We start from the raw sequence: 16,897 nt of genomic DNA, 5'->3' as shown, positions 1-16,897 counted from the left end.
GTGTGAAGGACACGAAAAGTCTGGACCAGCCGGTGATCGAGGCGAAGGGGCTGAACCTTGTCTTTCAGACATCGGACGGGCCGGTGCAGGCGTTGAAGGACGTGAACCTGACGATCGGCAAGGGCGATTTCGTCAGCTTCATCGGGCCTTCGGGCTGCGGCAAGACCACCTTCCTGCGCTGCATCGCGGCGCTGGAGCATCCGACCTCGGGAACGCTGACAGTGAACGGCATGACCCCGGACGAGGCACGCCAGAAGCGCGCCTATGGCTATGTGTTCCAGGCGGCAGGGCTGTATCCGTGGCGGACGATCGCCGGGAACATCAGGTTGCCGCTGGAGATCATGGGGTTCCCGAAGGCCGAGCAGGAAGAACGAACCGAACGGGTGCTGGAGCTGGTGGAGCTGAAGGGTTTCGGCAAGAAGTTCCCGTGGCAGCTGTCGGGGGGCATGCAGCAGCGCGCCTCGATCGCGCGGGCGCTGGCCTTCGATGCCGACATCCTCTTGATGGACGAACCCTTCGGCGCCCTGGACGAGATCGTTCGCGACCGGCTGAACGAGGAAGTGCTGAAGCTCTGGGCGCGCACCGGCAAGACCATCGGCTTCGTCACGCATTCGATCCCCGAGGCGGTCTATCTTTCGACCAAGATCGTAGTGATGTCGCCGCGTCCGGGCCGGATCACCGATGTGATCGACAGCCCGCTGCCGAAAGAGCGCCCGCTCGACATCCGCGACAGCCGCGAGTTCATCGAGATAGCCCACCGCGTGCGCGAGGGGCTGAGGGCGGGACATCAGGATGACTGAGACCCGCCGCGCCTGGCGCGGGCGCCGCGTGACGCCCAGGACCCCGGCCGAGGCCTGGGGGGCCTTTGCGCGCGAGACGGGTTTTGCGCTGGTGATCGTGCTGGGCGTCGCGGTCGTGGCGCTCTTCGTCGCGCTGGAAGAGGTGAGCCTGAACCCGCGCAACTGGTGGGACTACATCTGGATCAAGGCCATGGCGCTGGTCCTGGTACCGCTGATCCTCGGCCATGAGATCTGGCTTCTGTGGAAGCGGCTGGCGGCCTTCCGGCGGGGCGAGGTTTTCGTCGACAGCGATGAAGTCTCGCCCGACGCGGTTCCCCCACCCTCGACGCGCAAGAAGCGCGAGACGGCGGCGCAGAAGAAGCGGCGCCAGGCCTTTTGGCGCGAGATGATCATCATCACGGCGATCTGGCTGTTCTGCACCGTTGCGGTGGCCGTGCTGGTGGTGGACGACTGGCTGAAGGGGCGGCCGTTTGGCGAGGCCGGGCTGATGTTTGTCGGGTTTCTGGCGATGTATGCGGTGATCGTGGCGATCAACGTGAAGGAAAAGCGTGACAAGGACCGAGGTCTCTAGATGGGCGGGATCAGCTTTCTGTGGCTTTCGGCCGCGACGGCGGTGTTCGTGGCGGCAAATGGCGTCCTGAAGACCTATGCCGTCAAGGGCGGCTGGCCGGTGCTGGTCGGCGCGCTGGCGTTGTTCTGTGTCGGCAACTGGCTGATGGTGCAGGTGATGCGGGCAAACGGGTTGGGGCTGGCGATTGCGCTGTCGGCGATCTTCCAGCTGGTTGCCATCTCGCTGATGGCGATCGTGGTGTTTGGCGAGCGCCCCTCGCCGCTGCAACTGGCCGGCATGGCGCTGGGTGTGGTGGCAGTGGCGATGATCGCCTGGCCGCAGGGAGGCAGGGCATGAGCCGGGCGCTTCCCGTCCTGACCGTCCTCGCCGGGATCGTGGCGATCTGGTATGCCGCTGCGGTCTGGATGAACGCGAAATGGGTCTATGACCAGGCAGAGCGCGCCGGTCAGCAGGTGACCTGGGCAGAGGTGATCCCCCAGACGATGAACCAGACGCGCCCGCTTCTGCCACCGCCGCACCAGGTGGGGGCAGAGCTTTGGAAGGGCCTCTTCGGACAGGCCGTCACATCGAAGCGCAGCCTGGTCTATCACGGCTATGTCACCTTCAAGGGCACGATGACGGGGTTCGGCCTTGGGATCATCGTGGGCGTGCTTCTGGCCATGGCCATCGTGCGCTTCCGCGTGATGGACCAGAGCGTGATGCCCTGGGCGATCATCAGCCAGACCATTCCCATCGTTGCGCTGGCGCCGATGATCATCACCTTGTCCAGCCAGCTGGGCATTTCGGGGCGCGATGTGCCCAAGGCGATCATCGCGGCCTATCTGTCCTTCTTTCCGGTACTGGTCAGCATGGTGAAAGGGTTGCGGGCACCGGACCAGATGCAGCTTGATCTGCTGAAGACCTACAGCGCAAGCCAGACCGAAACCTTCCTGAAGCTGCGGTTGCCAGCCTCGATGCCGTATTTCTTCGCCTCGCTCAAGGTGGCGGTCGCCGCAAGCCTTGTCGGAACCATCGTGGGCGAGCTGCCGACCGGCGCGATCGAGGGCCTGGGCGCGCGGATGTTGATCGGATCGCAGTTCGGCGAGCCGCTGATCATGTGGGCGGCACTGTTCGCGGCGGCGATCCTGGCAGGGCTGCTGATCGTGACCGTGGGGCTGGTGGAACGGCTGGCACGCAGGCGCATGGGGGTTCCGGCATGAGCGCACTCTGGATCGCTGTCGCCGTCTGGCTGGGCGCCTGGGCGTTGAATGTCTGGCTGGCGGGGCAACCGCTGTCGCGAAGGGGGTTCGGCCGCGCGCTGGTTCCGCTGATCTTCGGCGCGACAGTCCTGGTCTTGTGGGAGGGATTGGTGCGGGGCCTGGGGGTCGCCCCGGTGATCCTTCCGGCGCCATCGGCCATCGCCACGAAGATTTCGACCTCTATGCCGGTCCTGTGGCAGGATTTTGCGCAGACGATCCTCCGGGGGGCAATTCCGGGCTTCCTGATCGGCTGCGGTGCGGCGTTCCTGACCGCCATCGCCATCGACCGTTCACCATTCCTGCAGCGCGGGCTTTTGCCAATCGGAAACTTCGTGGCCGCGCTGCCCATCGTCGGCCTGGCGCCGATCCTGGTGATGTGGTTCGGGTTCGACTGGCAGTCGAAGGCGGCGGTCGTGGTGGTCATGGTGTTCTTCCCGATGCTGGTGAACATCGTTGCCGGTCTTCAGGCGAGCGAGCGGATGCAGCGCGACCTGATGGCCACCTGGGGGGCAAGCTACTGGCAGAGCCTCATCAAACTGCGCCTGCCGGCGGCGATGCCCTTCGTCTTCAATGGGCTTAAAATTGCATCGACTCTGGCCCTGATCGGGGCCATCGTTGCCGAATTCTTCGGCAGTCCGATCTACGGCATGGGGTTCCGCATCTCGACCGAGGTCGGGCGGCTTGGCCTTGACATGGTCTGGGCCGAGATTGCGGTGGCGGCCTTGGCGGGTTCGGCCTTCTATGGTCTGATCGCGCTGATCGAACGGTGGGTGACATTCTGGCATCCGTCGCAACGGCATTAACAAAGGCCCGGGATACGGGCTCAACACGGGAGAACGAAGATGAAGAGACTGATCACGGCGGCCTTCCTGGCAGCGGCAGCCTCTGGCGCCAACGCCGAGGATGTGAAGCTGCAGCTGAAATGGGTGACCCAGGCCCAGTTCGCTGGCTATTATGTCGCCAAGGACAAGGGCTTCTATGAAGAGGAGGGCCTGAACGTCACCATCCTGCCGGGCGGCCCGGACATCGCGCCGACCCAGGTGATTGCGGGCGGCGGGGCCGATGTGGTGGTGGAGTGGATGCCCGCTGCGCTCGCCGCGCGGGAAAAGGGCCTGCCGCTGGTGAACATCGCCCAGCCCTTCAAGTCCTCGGGCATGATGCTGACCTGCCTGAAGGAGACGGGGATCAAGGAGCCCAAGGATTTCGCCGACAAGACGCTGGGGGTCTGGTTCTTCGGCAACGAATACCCCTTCCTGTCCTGGATGAGCCAGCTCGGCTTCAAGACCGACGGGAGCCCTGGTGGCGTGACCGTGCTGAAGCAGGGTTTCAACGTGGACCCCTTGCTGCAGAAGCAGGCCGCCTGCATCTCGACCATGACCTACAACGAATACTGGCAGGTGATCGACGCCGGCATCAGCCCCGACGACCTGGTGACCTTCAAGTATGAGGATCAGGGCGTGGCGACGCTGGAGGACGGGCTTTATGTGCTTGAGGACCGGCTGGCCGACCCTGCCTTTCAGGAGACGATGGTCAAGTTCGTCCGTGCCAGCATGAAGGGCTGGAAATATGCCGAGGAGAACCCGGACGAGGCAGCGATGATCGTGCTGGAGAACGACCAGACCGGTGCCCAGACCGAGGCCCACCAGAAGCGGATGATGGGCGAGGTGGCCAAGCTGACCGCCGGCTCGAACGGGGCACTCGATCCGGCCGACTACGAACGCACGGTGGCCACGCTGCTGGCCGGCGGGTCCGACCCGGTGATCTCGAAGGCGCCGGAAGGGGCCTGGACCCACATGATCACCGACAAGGCGCTGGCGAACTGATCGCTGGACGCTGCTGAANGACAAGGCGCTGGCGAACTGATCGCTGGACGCTGCTGAAGCGGGCGGGCGCGGCCGTGGGTTGCGTCCGCCCTTTCTCATGACGTGCCGACCTTCCTGCGCGGACAGGGCCATTCGGCGGCACATGCCTGATGCACCGAGCTGTGGAAAGGGTGCTGCTTGCCCCGGTGAAGGACTGATCCCGCACTGTCGCAGGCAGCCCGCGGGAAAGCTTCGCGGGGCTTGGCACTGGTTGACTATGCATTGTAAATCGGGACTCATCCTGTAAATGCTTCCGGGAATTCGTTCCGATGCCGCTGTCCACCCTGACAGGAACACGTCTGCGCGAACGAAGGCTGGCCGCGGGCCTGCGGCAGGCTGACGTGGCAGAGGCGGCCGGAATTTCGGCCAGCTACCTGAACCTGATCGAACACAACCGGCGCAAGGTTTCGCCCGAGCTGATCGACCGGCTGGCCGGCATTCTGGGCCTGGACCGTGCCGCACTGGCCGGTGGCGAGGATGCGGCACTGGTCGAGGATCTGCGGGCTGCCGCATCGCGTGCGACACCGACGCTTGCAGAACTCGACCGGGCCGAGGAGTTGGTCAGCCGCTTTCCCGGCTGGGCCGAGCTTCTGGTGGCGCTGGACCGGCGCGTGCAGATGCTGGAACGCGCGGTCGAAGCTCTGAACGACCGGATGAGCCATGACCCCCACCTGTCGCAGGCGCTGCACGAGGTGCTGTCGTCGCTGTCCTCGGTGCGGGCCACAGCAGCAATTCTTGCCGAGACGGAAGACCTTGATCCGCAATGGGCCTCGCGCTTCCACAGGAACCTGCACCATGACAGCGAACGGCTGGCAGCAGGTGCAGAAGCGCTTGTTGCCTATCTGGATGCAGGCAGCGGAATCGCCGAACAGGGCATCGCGTCTCCGCAGGAAGAGGTGGAGGACTGGCTGAACCGCCGAGGCTGGATCTTTACCGATGCAGAATTGGCCTCGGGGTGCAGGGATGATGTCGCCGCGCTGGCTTCTACTGCAGCACGCAGTCTGGCGCAAAGGCTTCTGGCCGGAGCCGCCGCCGATGCGCGCGCGCTGCCCGAGACCGCGTTCGCCGCAGCCCTTGCCGTCACCGGACCAGACCCCCTGTCGCTGGCCGACCGTTTCGGCGCTGATCCCTTGACGGTCATGCGGCGGCTGGCGCTTCGGTCCGATGTCGCGGCGGGACTGGTGATCTGCGACGGATCGGGCACGCTGACCTTTCGCAAGCCCGCTTCGGGGTTTCCGTTGCCGCGCTTCGGTGCGGCTTGCCCGCTGTGGCCGCTTTACACGGCACTCGGCCGACCGGGCCAGCCGGTCGAGGTGCTGGTTTCGATCGCCGGACAGGGCGGACGGACCTTCCGAACGGTGGCCTGGGGCCAAATGCAACATCCGCAAGGCCTGCGCGGACCCGAACTGAGGGCGGCGGCCATGTTGATTCTTCCGGCAGAGCCGGGGGCTGGTGCGGCTTTGCCTGTCGGGTCCAGCTGCCGCGTTTGTGCCAGGGCCGAATGCCCGGCACGGCGGGAACCCTCGATCCTGAGCCTTGCCCTCTGACGCATCCGGTTTTGACAGGCGGGCCGGTTCTGCGGATAGTGAATCAGGGGCGGCGCCAAGCCCGCCCGGGGGGGGAACCGGTGACATTGCATGTGCTCCTCATCGAGGACGAGCCGAACATCGCCGAGGCGATGCGCTTCATCCTGTCGCGGGAAGGCTGGAGGGTCAGCCATCTTGCCCAGGGCACCGAGGTTCTGGAGCGGGTGCGCGCCGACCGTCCCGACCTGCTGATCCTCGACCTCATGCTGCCAGGCATGTCCGGGCTGGAAATCCTGGCTGCGCTGCGTGCTGATCCCGAAACCCGCGCACTGCCGGTGATGATGCTGACGGCGCGCGGCCGCGACCGGGAACTTGCCGAGCAGGCCGGGGCCGACCGCTTCATATCCAAGCCCTTCTCGAATGCCGAAATAGTGGCTGAAGTGCGCGCGCTTGTGGGGCGCTAGGGGTTGTGCGATGGCCCGGGTGAAACCGCCTCTGTTCCTTGCCCGGGCGCCCTACCGCCGCCGCCGCCTGCGGGATGCGGCGCGGCTTCTGCCGGTGGTGGGGATGTTTCTTCTTCTTCTGGTGCCGCTCTTGTGGACACCGAAGGCAGAGGTCAGCCTGAGTTCGGCTGATGTCATCTACTTCTTTGCTGTCTGGCTGATCCTGATCGGTCTTGCGGCTGCCTTTGCCCCGGGCCTGCGCGCCGATGAACAACAGCCCGAGGAGGAGGAGGACTGACATGCCCTTCAACCTTCTGGTGGCGGCCTGCCTGCTGTATGTCATCTTCCTGTTTACCGTAGCCTTCCTTGTCGAGCGCCGGGCGCTGATCGGGCGGCTGGGCTGGCTGCGCTCGCCACTGGTCTATACGCTTTCGCTGTCGATCTACTGCACCGCCTGGACCTTCTATGGTGCGGTCGGCTATGCGGCGCGGTCGGGGCTGGAGTTCCTGACGATCTATTTCGGCCCGACGCTGGTCTTCGTCGGCTGGTGGTGGCTCTTGCGAAAGCTGGTCAGGATCGGGCGGCAATACCGGGTCACGTCGATCGCGGACCTGATCTCCTCGCGCTTCGGAAAGTCGAACACGCTGGGGGTGATCGTCACCCTGATCGCGGTTGTTGCGGCCACGCCCTACATCGCGCTGCAACTGCAATCGGTGGTGCTGAGCTTCGGCGTCTTTGCCAGCGCCGCACCTGACGGACAGGCGCCCCTCGATGCCGGCAGCACGGCGATCTGGGTGGCTGTGGGGCTTGCCCTGTTCACCATCCTGTTCGGCACCCGAAATCTGGACGCGAAGGAACAGCACCACGGCATCGTCACGGCAATTGCCGTCGAGGCAGTGGTGAAGCTGGTTGCCCTTCTCGCGGTCGGGGCCTTTGTCGTCTGGGGAATCGCCGGGGGCGTTTCCGACATCATCGCCAGGATCGACGCGGCACATCTGAACGCGTGGCAGGTGCAGCCGGGGCGATGGACGGGGCTGATCTTCCTTTCGGCCGTGGCAGTCATCACCCTGCCACGGATGTTTCAGGTCATGGTCGTGGAAAACGATGACGAGGGGCACCTGGCCCGCGCCAGCTGGGCCTTTCCGCTGTATCTGATGCTGATGAGCCTGTTCATCGTGCCCATCGCCGTGGTGGGACTTGAGCGGATGCCGGCGGGATCCAACCCCGACATGTTCGTGCTGACCCTGCCGCTGGCAGAAGGGCAGGGCAGCCTGGCCATGCTGGCCTTCCTTGGCGGGTTCTCTTCGGCCACCTCGATGGTCATCGTCGAATCCATCGCGCTGGCCACGATGATTTCCAACCACATCGTGATTCCGCTTTGGCTGCGTTGGCATCCGACGGCCGGTGCGGGCGACGATCTGCGTGTCGTCGTGCTGCGCGCGCGACGCATCGCCATCGCGGCGGTTCTGGCGCTGGGGTATGGCTACTATCACGTCTCTGGCGGTTCGGCGGCGCTTGCGGCCATCGGCTTGATTGCCTTTCTGGGTGTGGCGCAGGTTCTGCCTGCGCTGATCGGGGGCCTGTTCTGGCGCGGGGCGACCCGTGTCGGGGCGATGTGCGGGCTGGTCACCGGCTTTGCGGTCTGGGCCTTTGCCTCGTTCCTGCCGTCCTTCGGGCCCGGGGCGGCGCTGTCGGAAGCCGTCTTCCAGCAGGGGCTTTTCGGACTGTCCTGGCTGCGCCCCCACGCGCTGTTCGGCACCGAGGCGATGGACCCCCTTACACATGCGCTTTTCTGGTCGATGACGCTGAACACCGCGGCCTTCTGCCTCGGTTCGTTATTGACCTTCCCGGGACCGGTGGAACGCCTGCAAGGGGCAGCCTTCGTCAACGTCTTCGACGGCGGCGCCGGCCCGCAACGCTGGGCACGCGGTCAGGCAGAGCCAGAGGCGCTGCTGACCATGGCGCAGCGTATCCTGGGCGAGGAGGCGGCGTTGACCCTGTTTCAGTCGGCCGCCCGCGATCAGGGCAAGGAGGGTTTCCTGCCCGATCCTACACCGGCCTTCCTTGATACGCTCGAGGCACGCCTGTCAGGTTCGGTCGGTGCCGCGACGGCACACGCGATGATCAGCCAACTGGTCGGCCGCGCGATGGTGACGGTCGAGGATCTGATGGCGGTGGCCAGCGAATCCGCTCAGATCATGGAATACTCCGCCCAGCTCGAGGCCCGCGAGGCCGAGCTGACCCGCACCGCCGGGGCCCTGCGCGAAGCGAACGAGAAGCTTACCCAGCTTTCGATCCAGAAGGACGCCTTCCTCAGCCAGATCAGCCACGAACTGCGCACGCCGATGACGTCGATCCGGGCGTTCTCGGAAATCCTGACGGAAGGCGATCTTCCGCCGGACATGGTGGCAAAGTATGGCAAGATCATCCATGACGAGGCGAAGCGGCTAACTCGGCTTCTGGACGATCTGCTGGATCTTTCGGTCCTGGAAAACGGCACGGTGCAGCTGAACCTGGAAATGGCGAACCTGCAGCAGATGATCGACACCGCGCTGACCGCAGCGCGCCAGACCCGGCCCGAGCGCAGCTTCGTGATCCACCGCGACCTGCCCTCGGAACAGATCTATCTGAAGACCGATGCCGACAGGCTGACCCAGGTGTTCATCAACCTGATCTCGAATGCGCGCAAGTATTGCGATGCCGAAAACCCCGAATTGCGGATCGCGGTACGCCAGCGCGCGGGGCGCGTGATGATCGACTTCATCGACAATGGCAGCGGCATCCCGAAAGAGAACCAGGCGCTGATCTTCGAAAAATTCGCGCGGCTTACCGATGCCAACCGGGCGGGCGGGGCAGGGTTGGGTCTGGCGATCTGTCGCGAGGTTATGACCAACCTTGGCGGCTCCATCGCCTATCTGCCGGGGCAGGGCGGCGCTGCCTTCCGGGTGACCGTGCCGCTGCGGCTGGAAAAGGCCGCAGCTTAACCTTTTGTCAAGGCCGGGCGACCTAGTCTGGCCGCGCTGCAACAGGGGGGCCGGAATGTCGCATGTCATCCGTCGCAAGATCGACCGCGCCCGCCCGTCCCAGGCAGATGGCGCGCCCGGTGTGGACCGGTGCTGGCGCCTTGCGCTGGCACGCGCCGCGCGCGAGGCGCTCGGCCTCGACCTGGGGGTGGATCGCCTTGCGATCACCCGTGCCGGACTGGCCGAGATTCTTGACAGTGCGCCGGATCGCGCCCTCGTGGCTTTGCTGGACGGGCCGCGCGGGGGGCTGGGGGCCCTGATGCTTTCGCCCGCAGTGACGGCCGCCTTCATCGAGATTCAGGCGCTCGGCCGGCTTCAGTCGCAGCCTGCGCCGCCGCGTCGCCCGACGCGGATTGACGCGGCCATGGTGTCCGGCGTGATCGACAAGGCGCTTGCCTTCCTGGATGAGGCGCTGGCGGAAGAGGCCGATTTCGTCTGGGCCGGTGGCTTCCGCTATGCTTCGTGGCTGGAAGATGTGCGCCCGCTGGCCCTGATCCTGGAGGAAGAGGATTACCGCGTCCTTACTGCGGATGTTGCGCTTGGCGGCAACCGGACCGGTCAGGCAATCCTGATCTTGCCGGCCATCGGGCGGGGGGACCGGCCCGCCTGGTCATCGGCCGAGGTGGAAGAGACTGCCCCCCAGTTTACGGCTGCGCTTGCGGCGCAGGTGGAACTGGCCGATTGCCGGCTTGACGCCGTCATCGGGCGGGCAAGGCTGACGATCGGCAGGATCATGGCCCTGAAGCCGGGCGATGTGCTGGAAATGGCCTCGGCCACGGTTGACAGCATTTCGCTTGAAACCCTGGACGCTCGCGGTGTTGCCCGCGCACGGCTGGGCCAGAAGCGCGGGATGCGCGCGGTCAAGATCCTTTCGATTGGACCGCAGACAAGCAGGCCGGCACCATCGCCAGAGCAGTCTGTGCTGCCTGGCGCGGCGGACGCGGCAACCGAAGCGGAAGAGGAATGGCGCGCAGCCGGCTGATGCCTCAGCTGCCCGACCGGGCCAGCGCCTCGATCTGCGGGCGCAGATGTTCCAGCTGATAGCCGAAACGCGCAGGCAGCGCGATCAGTTCATCAACCGGCCGCTTTCCGGCCTGGCTCAGCGCCCAGACGATGGAGCTGCGGTTGCCGCTGGCACAATAGGCAAGGACCGGACCGCGGGACGCCGCAATTGCCGCACCCTGCGCCGCCACGTTGTCCATGGTCAGCATCCCCCCGATCACCGGATTGACGACGAAAACCAGACCAAGCGCCTCGGCCGCAGCACGCATCGCGTCGGCCTGCAGATGGGGCGGAATCTCGCCATCGGGGCGGTTGTCGATCACCGTGACATAACCCGCAGCCTTGATGGCCGGCAGATCCGAAGGCTCGATCTGCGGGGAAACGGCGTAGTCTGGTGTGATCGCACGGATGTCCATGTCTTCCTCTGTACAGGGTGCCGCGTTACCGCGGCCAAGCCAAGGATAGCCGCAGGCTGCGCAAAGCGAAAGCGTCGGCGTTGACTTGTGTCAAGGCGCAGCCGGCGTTTTACTTTCATCAGGAAGCAGCAAGCACTGATTTGGATGGACGAAATGGCGAAGACACCGCTGGCGACCCGCAAGGCCATGCTGGAGGGGCGGCTGATCGAACTGGGCGAACGGCTGGAGGCGATCGAGGAGGAGCTCGACTCGCATCACAACCCCGACTGGGAGGATCTGGCCACCGAGCGTGAGGTCGATGAGGTGCTCGAGGCCACCGGAAATGCCGGGCTTGCGGAAATTGCCCAGATCCGCGCCGCGCTGCGCCGGATTGCGGATGGCAGTTACGGCCTCTGCGTTCGGTGCGGCGAAGAAATCGGCGAGGCCCGTCTGGATGCGATACCCTGGACCCCGCTTTGCAGGAGATGTGCGACATGACCAAACCTGACCCGACCGAAGACCTGATCCGCAAGGAGGCCGAACTTCTTCAGGCGGGAATCGAGCTGCAAGGCCAGAATCTGGAACTGCTGCTGGCAGAGATGCAGGCCCTTGCCGCGCTGATGCCGGGGGCAAAGGTTCCCGGAACACAACTGCATCACCCAACCGATGCAGAGACTGAGGAAGGTTTCGACAACATGCCCGTCTGATCGGGTGGTTGCCCTTGCCTGAAACCGCTGAATCCGCCTTACTTTGCCCCAGGGGCGGGGGAACATGCCAATGGGTGCAGCGGGCGTTACGGCAGAGAGGCAGGGGCAGGTCTTGGTCCTGCGCCTTGCCAGCGGCCCGTCCAATGAACTGGATGCGGAGGTGCGCGCGGCATTGATCAACGCCCTTTCCACCCTGGACTGTGACCGGGTGGTTCTGGCGGGTAGTGGCGCAACGTTTTCTAGCGCGATCTCCCTTGAACCGGATCGCGCGGTCCCCTCGCTGGCCGATCTGTGCGCCGCCGTCGAAACCGCCCCGGTGCCGGTCATCGCGGCGTTGCAGGGGCTGGTGATGGGGCCGGGGGCGGAACTGGCAGTTGCCGCGCACGCCCGGGTCGCTGCACCGGGAACCCGCATTGCCTTTCCCGAGGTCGCGCTTGGGCTTTGCCCCGAAGGCGGAACCAGCCTTCGCCTGCCCCGGCTGATCGGCGCCAGTGCGGCACTGGACTTGCTGCTGTCCGGCCGGGCAGTCAACGCCATGGCAGCGCAGGACATGGGTCTGGTCGATTCCCTGGCAGCAGACCCGGTTGCCGCGGCTGCGATGACACCCATTCGGCCGGTCTTGCCACCTCGCGCGGCGGGCGAAACCCTGACAGCCTGTGCCGAAGCGCGGCGGTTGCGATCTTCGGCGCAGGCTGCGGCCGAACGGATCATCGCCTGCGTCGAGGCTGCGGCCCTGCTGCCGCCCGAAGCGCATCGCGCCTTCGAGGAAGTGGCGCGCGAGGATCTGGAACTGTCGCCCGAGACCCGGGCACTGCGATCCGCCGTCCTGGCTGAACGTCGGGTAGCGCGGCTGCCGCCCGCTGTTGCCCGGCTGCGGCCAGTTGCCGCCGATGCGATTGCACTGCATGGTTCGGCGCCCATGCTGGCCGGGCTGGCCCGCCGGGCGCTGGCCAGCGGAATGGCCGTTCACTGGCATCACCCGTCAGACGCGGCACGGCAGGCAAGCCTTGCGGCCCTTGACCATGCCGAAGCGGCCGAAGTGCGTGCCGGTCGGCTGACCCCCGGGGACCGGGATGCGCAGCGGGCACGGCTGACCGAGGGATCAGCCGAGGCGTCCGCCGCGCCGGTGCAGATTCACGCCGGACCCTCAACCCCGCGATCCTTGCGGTCGGACACGGGGCAGGCCCACCTTGTGCTGGGCGGTGCCGAGGGAGAGCTGGGGCTTGCACTGGCCCCATCGCTGCGGACCTGCGAGCTTGCTGTGCTGGCGGAAGAGGCGCCACGCGAGATCGGTCTTGCGGTGGCCACATTGCGCCGCATGGGGTTGTCGTCGATCCTGGTCGGGCAGCGCCCCATCCTGGGCCAAAGACTGATGGCTGCGGGCGAGACCGCGCTTGCCCAGCTGGCCCGGTTGGGCGTGTCTCAGCGTCTTCTGGCCGAAGCCCTGGGGGATTTCGGCGCCAGGGTGCCCATGGAACTGCCAGAGGCAAACGCCCCGATGCGGGCAATGCCGCCGCGCGAAATCGTCAACCGATGGCTGGCCGCCATCGCAAACGAGGGGTTCCGGCTTCTGGATCGTGGGGTTGCGCGGCGACCTTCGGATGTGGATTGCCTGCTGGTCGCGGGCTACAGTTTCCCGCGGTGGCAGGGCGGACCGATGCATCAGGCAGAAGAGCGGGGGCTCATGGTGCTGCGCCACGACCTGCGTCTGTGGTCGCAGGAACACCCGGTATGGGCACCCGCGCCCCTGATCGATCGGCTGATCCAGGACGGGTTGCGGATTTCGGATCTTGACGGCTGACCCACGTCAGCCAAGCAATATGCCCGTCACGACCATGGCCAGACCAAGGGCAGAAACCCCCATGGCTGCCATGTTGATCAACACCACCCGTTGCAGTTCCGCGCGCATCGCCGTGTCGTCAAGCCCGGCATGCCTGGCCCGCATGGCCCTGACCACGCAGTAGCCAATGCCCGCCAGCCCTGCCATCGTCAACGCTGCCCCTGCCCAGATCAATGCCTGCATGTATGCCGTTCCCAGTCGCCATCGGGGTCTGGCTACCCGGTTCGGCACTGCTTCGCAAGCTGCGCGCGGATGCCGCTTGAACCTGCGGGGCGGGGCAGGGTAGGAACCGCCTGACCCCCAAGCACAAAGGACATGCGATGGCCGATCCGACCGAGCAATACGCCGTGACCGCGGACGAACTGCGCCAGTTCATCGAGCGCTACGAACAGCTGGAGGCCGAGAAGAAGGATGTCACCGAACAGCAGAAAGAGCTGATGGCCGAAGCCAAGGGCCGCGGCTACGATACCAAGGTGATGCGCAAGGTCATCGCCCTGCGCAAGCGCAAGCCCGACGAGATCGCCGAGGAAGAGGCGGTTCTGGAAATGTACAAGGCCGCACTTGGCATGACCTAGGGCCGCGCAGCGCGTCCCGCGCTTCAGGCTTCGATCAATCTGACACCGGCCATGCCGGAAATATAGGCGACGTCGCGCAGATACAGATCGGTCAGCTGCGCGACGGTTTCATCGGTCCAGCCGGGCACGTCGATCTCGACCTCGACCCGCTCTGGCCTTGCAAATTTTTCCAGGAAGGCCGTGACCACCCGCCGCCGCTGCGAAACGGACTGCGGTGGGTGTTCCTTGCAATAGTTGCGCATCCTTGCGATGCCGATGTCGGTCATGATCTGCGCCAGCACCTCATCGGAATCGGCCAGCAATGTTCCTGCCGCATGCCCCGAGATCGCCTGCATGATTTCCGGTTCGATCAGTGGGGTTTCCTCGTCGCACCAGACCGTCAGGGGAACGCCCGGGTTGTTGCGCAGGATCTGGCGCACCGTGTCGGACCAGCGCAGGCTGAACGGATCAATCGCCGAAACCATCGCCCGAGGGCCGGACGCGCTGCCCTTTGCGTCGATTTTTGCCTGCAGCGCCGGCAGGAAGGTGGCAGGATTGCGGATGGCAAGAAAGAACTCGGAACTGTGGTCGGGGAAAATCCGCGTGATGGCGCGCATGATCTCGCCACCCCTGGGGTAGAAGGTCTCGCCCACAGCCCAGGCGGGAAATCCCATGAAACTGTCCCATGACAGCACGATGCGTTCGCCTTCGGCATCATCAATGATCTGCTCGAGCATCATCGCCTGTGTCTCCGGTGTTGCCACCTGACCGCCAAGCTTGTCGGATATTTCGCGCACCTGCCGACGATAGCGGGTCGGAGAGGGCACCAGAATGCCCTGTTCGGCAAGCACCGCACGATTCTTCAGAAAGCAGCGGATAAGTCGATCCTCGTCGGTGCAGTGGGCACCAAGGTGATAGGCGATGCGCATGGGCCTTGCTTTCGGGTCGATCCCTGTATGGCTGGGGTGCAGCCTTTTTCCGCACTATATGGGATAGGCTTTTCTGGACAGTCAAACGCCTTTCCTGTAAGCGGGTCGCAATGACCGAGCATTTCAGTCAACTTGACCCACCGCGACCCCGGTTCCGCATGGATCTGTGGACACCCGGTGCCCTTCTGATCGCTGCGATCGTGCTTGCCCCGATCGGCTCGATCTTCTGGATCGCCCTTACCCCGACCGAGAACATCTGGCCGCATCTGATGGCCACGGTGCTGCCACGCTATCTGGGCACCACGCTTGTGCTGATGCTGGGGGTTGCCGCCCTGTCGGCGGCGATGGGTACCGGCGCGGCCTGGCTGGTCAGCCAATACCGCTTTCCAGGCCGCAACTGGCTGTCCTGGGCATTGCTGTTTCCCCTGGCCATCCCGGCCTATGTCGGGGCCTACGCCCTGGTCGATTTTCTTGATTACGCGGGCCCGCTGCAAACGGCCCTGCGGAATACCTTCGGATGGACATCGGCCCGGGACTACTGGTTCCCCCAGGCGCGTTCGTTGCCCGGTGCGATCCTTGTGCTGTCCTTTGCCCTTTATCCCTATGTCTATCTGCTGGCGCGCGCAGCCTGGCGCGAACAGTCTGGCGCCACCTACGAAGTGGCCCGTGCGCTGGGGTGCGGACCATGGGGCATGTTCCTGCGGGTCGGCCTGCCCCTGGCCCGCCCGGCGATCGCCGCAGGCGTTGCGCTTGCCCTGATGGAGACCGTAGCCGACTACGGCACCGTATATCATTTCGGGGTGCAGACGCTCACGACGGGGGTGTTCTCGACCTGGCTGAATGCCGGCAACGCAGGTGGTGCGGCGCAGATTTCCGGGGTCATCCTGCTGCTGATCCTGCTGCTTGTCGGGCTGGAGCGTGCCGGTCGCGGCGGCGCGCGCTTCCACCAGACCAGCCGGGCACTGCGCCCGGTGCAACGCCAGCAGATCCTGGGTGCCCGGCGCTGGCTGGCAACGGCGCTTTGCCTGCTGCCCTTTGCGGGCGGTTTCGTGCTGCCGGTGGCCGTGATGCTGGCCCATGCCATGCAGGCACCAGACGGCTGGCTGGCGCCAGGACTTGTGGAGGCGCTGCGGAATACTCTTGTTGTCGGGGGCCTTGCGGCGCTGGCGACGGTCGGCGCCGCGCTCTATCTTGTTTATGCGCTGCGGCTGGCCGGATCGGCCATGGTGCGCTGGCTGCTGCCCCTTACGCTGATCGGCTATGCCGCGCCGGGGGCGGTTCTGGCCTTGGGATTGCTGGTGCCACTCGCCGCTGTCGATCATCGCCTGGCTGATGCAGTCCTGTCCCTGACCGGCTGGGACCCCGGGTTGATGATCACCGGAACTGCCTTTGCCTTGGGGTTGGCCTACATGGTGCGCTTCTTCGGGATAGCTCAGGGGGCGGTGGATGCGGCTTTCGGCCGGGTCTCGCCCTCGCTGCCGATGGCGGCCCGGTCGCTGGGCAGGACGGCCGGCGGCACGCTGGGGGCGGTCTATCTGCCGCTGATGAAAAGTTCGGTTGTTACCGCGTTGCTGGTCGTTTTCGTCGATTGCGTCAAGGAACTTCCCGCAACTCTTCTGCTGCGGCCCTTCAACTATAACACGCTGTCTACCCGGGTCTTCGAGCTTGCAAGCCTGGAACGTCTGTCCGAGGCGGCGCCGGCGGCGTTGCTGGTCATGGCGGTCGGGATGATTGCCGTGGTGATCGTTGCCAGGGGCGAGCGGGACTGATCGCCCCGCACCCCGCACGGGCCGCTGATCCTGCGCGCTTCACTCTCTCTCGCGACCACCCCTGCTGGCACACCGACCGGAAGCGCGGCGCACTCAGAGCCGATTGCACTTGCGGCGCCAATGGCATATCTACGGCACGCGTAGCCCCTATAGCACAGCGGTAGTGCAGCGGTTTTGTAAACCGAAGGTCGGGAGTTCGAATCTCTCTGGGGGCACCAGTTTACACTCAGAACTGCGG

At 65.4% G+C, this 16,897-nt stretch carries 19 protein-coding genes and 1 tRNA gene; 17 read left to right on the top strand and 3 right to left on the bottom strand.

Annotation, left to right across the window (positions count from 1 at the left end):
- The first annotated feature begins 2 nt into the window (after window positions 1–2).
- The 11 genes from EZM81_RS02095 (at window position 3) to EZM81_RS02045 (ending at window position 10,445) form a co-directional block, all read left to right on the top strand.
- Entirely contained in the window at window positions 3–800 is a 798-nt protein-coding gene (locus tag EZM81_RS02095; RefSeq protein WP_135449087.1) for an ABC transporter ATP-binding protein, read from the top strand.
- Complete coding sequence (locus EZM81_RS02090) at window positions 793–1,371, top strand: hypothetical protein (RefSeq protein WP_136644596.1); 579 nt, start codon at window positions 793–795, stop codon at window positions 1,369–1,371. Before EZM81_RS02095 ends, EZM81_RS02090 begins: the two co-directional genes overlap by 8 nt.
- Window positions 1,372–1,707: a hypothetical protein gene (locus EZM81_RS02085; protein ID WP_136644595.1), complete on the top strand. Its 336-nt coding sequence runs from the start codon at window positions 1,372–1,374 to the stop codon at window positions 1,705–1,707. It begins immediately after the preceding gene.
- Window positions 1,704–2,570: an ABC transporter permease gene (locus EZM81_RS02080; protein ID WP_136644594.1), complete on the top strand. Its 867-nt coding sequence runs from the start codon at window positions 1,704–1,706 to the stop codon at window positions 2,568–2,570. Before EZM81_RS02085 ends, EZM81_RS02080 begins: the two co-directional genes overlap by 4 nt.
- A complete protein-coding gene (locus EZM81_RS02075; protein WP_136644593.1) occupies window positions 2,567–3,412 on the top strand; it encodes an ABC transporter permease in 846 nt (281 codons plus the stop codon). Before EZM81_RS02080 ends, EZM81_RS02075 begins: the two co-directional genes overlap by 4 nt.
- A gap of 39 nt (window positions 3,413–3,451) precedes the next feature.
- The gene (locus EZM81_RS02070; RefSeq protein ID WP_136644592.1) at window positions 3,452–4,432 is read left to right on the top strand and encodes an ABC transporter substrate-binding protein; all 981 of its coding nucleotides are present in this window, start codon (window positions 3,452–3,454) and stop codon (window positions 4,430–4,432) included.
- Window positions 4,433–4,740: 308 nt separating this feature from the next.
- Window positions 4,741–6,018: a helix-turn-helix domain-containing protein gene (locus EZM81_RS02065; protein ID WP_136644591.1), complete on the top strand. Its 1,278-nt coding sequence runs from the start codon at window positions 4,741–4,743 to the stop codon at window positions 6,016–6,018.
- An 80-nt stretch (window positions 6,019–6,098) separates the two neighbouring features.
- Window positions 6,099–6,461 (top strand): response regulator transcription factor, encoded by a 363-nt coding sequence (locus EZM81_RS02060; RefSeq protein WP_135449094.1) that lies wholly within the window; start codon window positions 6,099–6,101, stop codon window positions 6,459–6,461.
- A gap of 10 nt (window positions 6,462–6,471) precedes the next feature.
- A complete protein-coding gene (locus EZM81_RS02055; protein ID WP_136644590.1) occupies window positions 6,472–6,738 on the top strand; it encodes a hypothetical protein in 267 nt (88 codons plus the stop codon).
- 1 nt (window position 6,739) lies between these two features.
- The gene (locus tag EZM81_RS02050) at window positions 6,740–9,424 is read left to right on the top strand and encodes an ATP-binding protein (RefSeq protein ID WP_136644589.1); all 2,685 of its coding nucleotides are present in this window, start codon (window positions 6,740–6,742) and stop codon (window positions 9,422–9,424) included.
- A 55-nt stretch (window positions 9,425–9,479) separates the two neighbouring features.
- Entirely contained in the window at window positions 9,480–10,445 is a 966-nt protein-coding gene (locus EZM81_RS02045) for a FliM/FliN family flagellar motor switch protein (RefSeq protein ID WP_136644588.1), read from the top strand.
- Between the two features lie 4 nt (window positions 10,446–10,449).
- On the opposite strand, the gene EZM81_RS02040 is transcribed toward EZM81_RS02045, so the two are convergent.
- A complete protein-coding gene (locus tag EZM81_RS02040; RefSeq protein WP_136644587.1) occupies window positions 10,450–10,881 on the bottom strand; it encodes a TIGR01244 family sulfur transferase in 432 nt (143 codons plus the stop codon).
- A gap of 153 nt (window positions 10,882–11,034) precedes the next feature.
- On the opposite strand from EZM81_RS02040, the gene EZM81_RS02035 reads away from it, so the two are divergent.
- The 3 genes from EZM81_RS02035 (at window position 11,035) to EZM81_RS02025 (ending at window position 13,368) form a co-directional block, all read left to right on the top strand.
- Window positions 11,035–11,358, top strand: coding sequence for a TraR/DksA family transcriptional regulator (locus EZM81_RS02035; RefSeq protein ID WP_135449099.1), 324 nt, complete (start codon window positions 11,035–11,037; stop codon window positions 11,356–11,358).
- Window positions 11,355–11,567, top strand: coding sequence for a hypothetical protein (locus EZM81_RS02030; RefSeq protein ID WP_136644586.1), 213 nt, complete (start codon window positions 11,355–11,357; stop codon window positions 11,565–11,567). Before EZM81_RS02035 ends, EZM81_RS02030 begins: the two co-directional genes overlap by 4 nt.
- 64 nt (window positions 11,568–11,631) lie before the next feature.
- A complete protein-coding gene (locus tag EZM81_RS02025; RefSeq protein WP_136644585.1) occupies window positions 11,632–13,368 on the top strand; it encodes an enoyl-CoA hydratase-related protein in 1,737 nt (578 codons plus the stop codon).
- A 6-nt stretch (window positions 13,369–13,374) separates the two neighbouring features.
- Here EZM81_RS02025 and EZM81_RS02020 read toward each other — a convergent pair whose 3' ends face one another.
- A complete protein-coding gene (locus EZM81_RS02020) occupies window positions 13,375–13,590 on the bottom strand; it encodes a hypothetical protein (RefSeq protein ID WP_135449102.1) in 216 nt (71 codons plus the stop codon).
- Between the two features lie 137 nt (window positions 13,591–13,727).
- On the opposite strand from EZM81_RS02020, the gene EZM81_RS02015 reads away from it, so the two are divergent.
- Window positions 13,728–13,982, top strand: a complete 255-nt coding sequence (locus tag EZM81_RS02015; RefSeq protein WP_135449103.1) for a DUF2312 domain-containing protein — start codon at window positions 13,728–13,730, stop codon at window positions 13,980–13,982.
- A 23-nt stretch (window positions 13,983–14,005) separates the two neighbouring features.
- On the opposite strand, the gene EZM81_RS02010 is transcribed toward EZM81_RS02015, so the two are convergent.
- Window positions 14,006–14,890 (bottom strand): hypothetical protein, encoded by an 885-nt coding sequence (locus EZM81_RS02010; protein ID WP_136644584.1) that lies wholly within the window; start codon window positions 14,888–14,890, stop codon window positions 14,006–14,008.
- 110 nt (window positions 14,891–15,000) lie between these two features.
- On the opposite strand from EZM81_RS02010, the gene EZM81_RS02005 reads away from it, so the two are divergent.
- The gene (locus EZM81_RS02005; protein ID WP_136644583.1) at window positions 15,001–16,659 is read left to right on the top strand and encodes an iron ABC transporter permease; all 1,659 of its coding nucleotides are present in this window, start codon (window positions 15,001–15,003) and stop codon (window positions 16,657–16,659) included.
- A 143-nt stretch (window positions 16,660–16,802) separates the two neighbouring features.
- Window positions 16,803–16,877: transfer RNA gene (locus EZM81_RS02000), tRNA-Thr, on the top strand.
- Window positions 16,878–16,897 lie beyond the last annotated feature (20 nt).

This window comes from Tabrizicola sp. YIM 78059 (genome assembly GCF_004959785.1).
Taxonomy (GTDB): domain Bacteria; phylum Pseudomonadota; class Alphaproteobacteria; order Rhodobacterales; family Rhodobacteraceae; genus Tabrizicola; species Tabrizicola caldifontis.
Note: the sequence above shows the minus strand (reverse complement) of the source record. Positions and strands in the feature narration are given on the sequence as shown.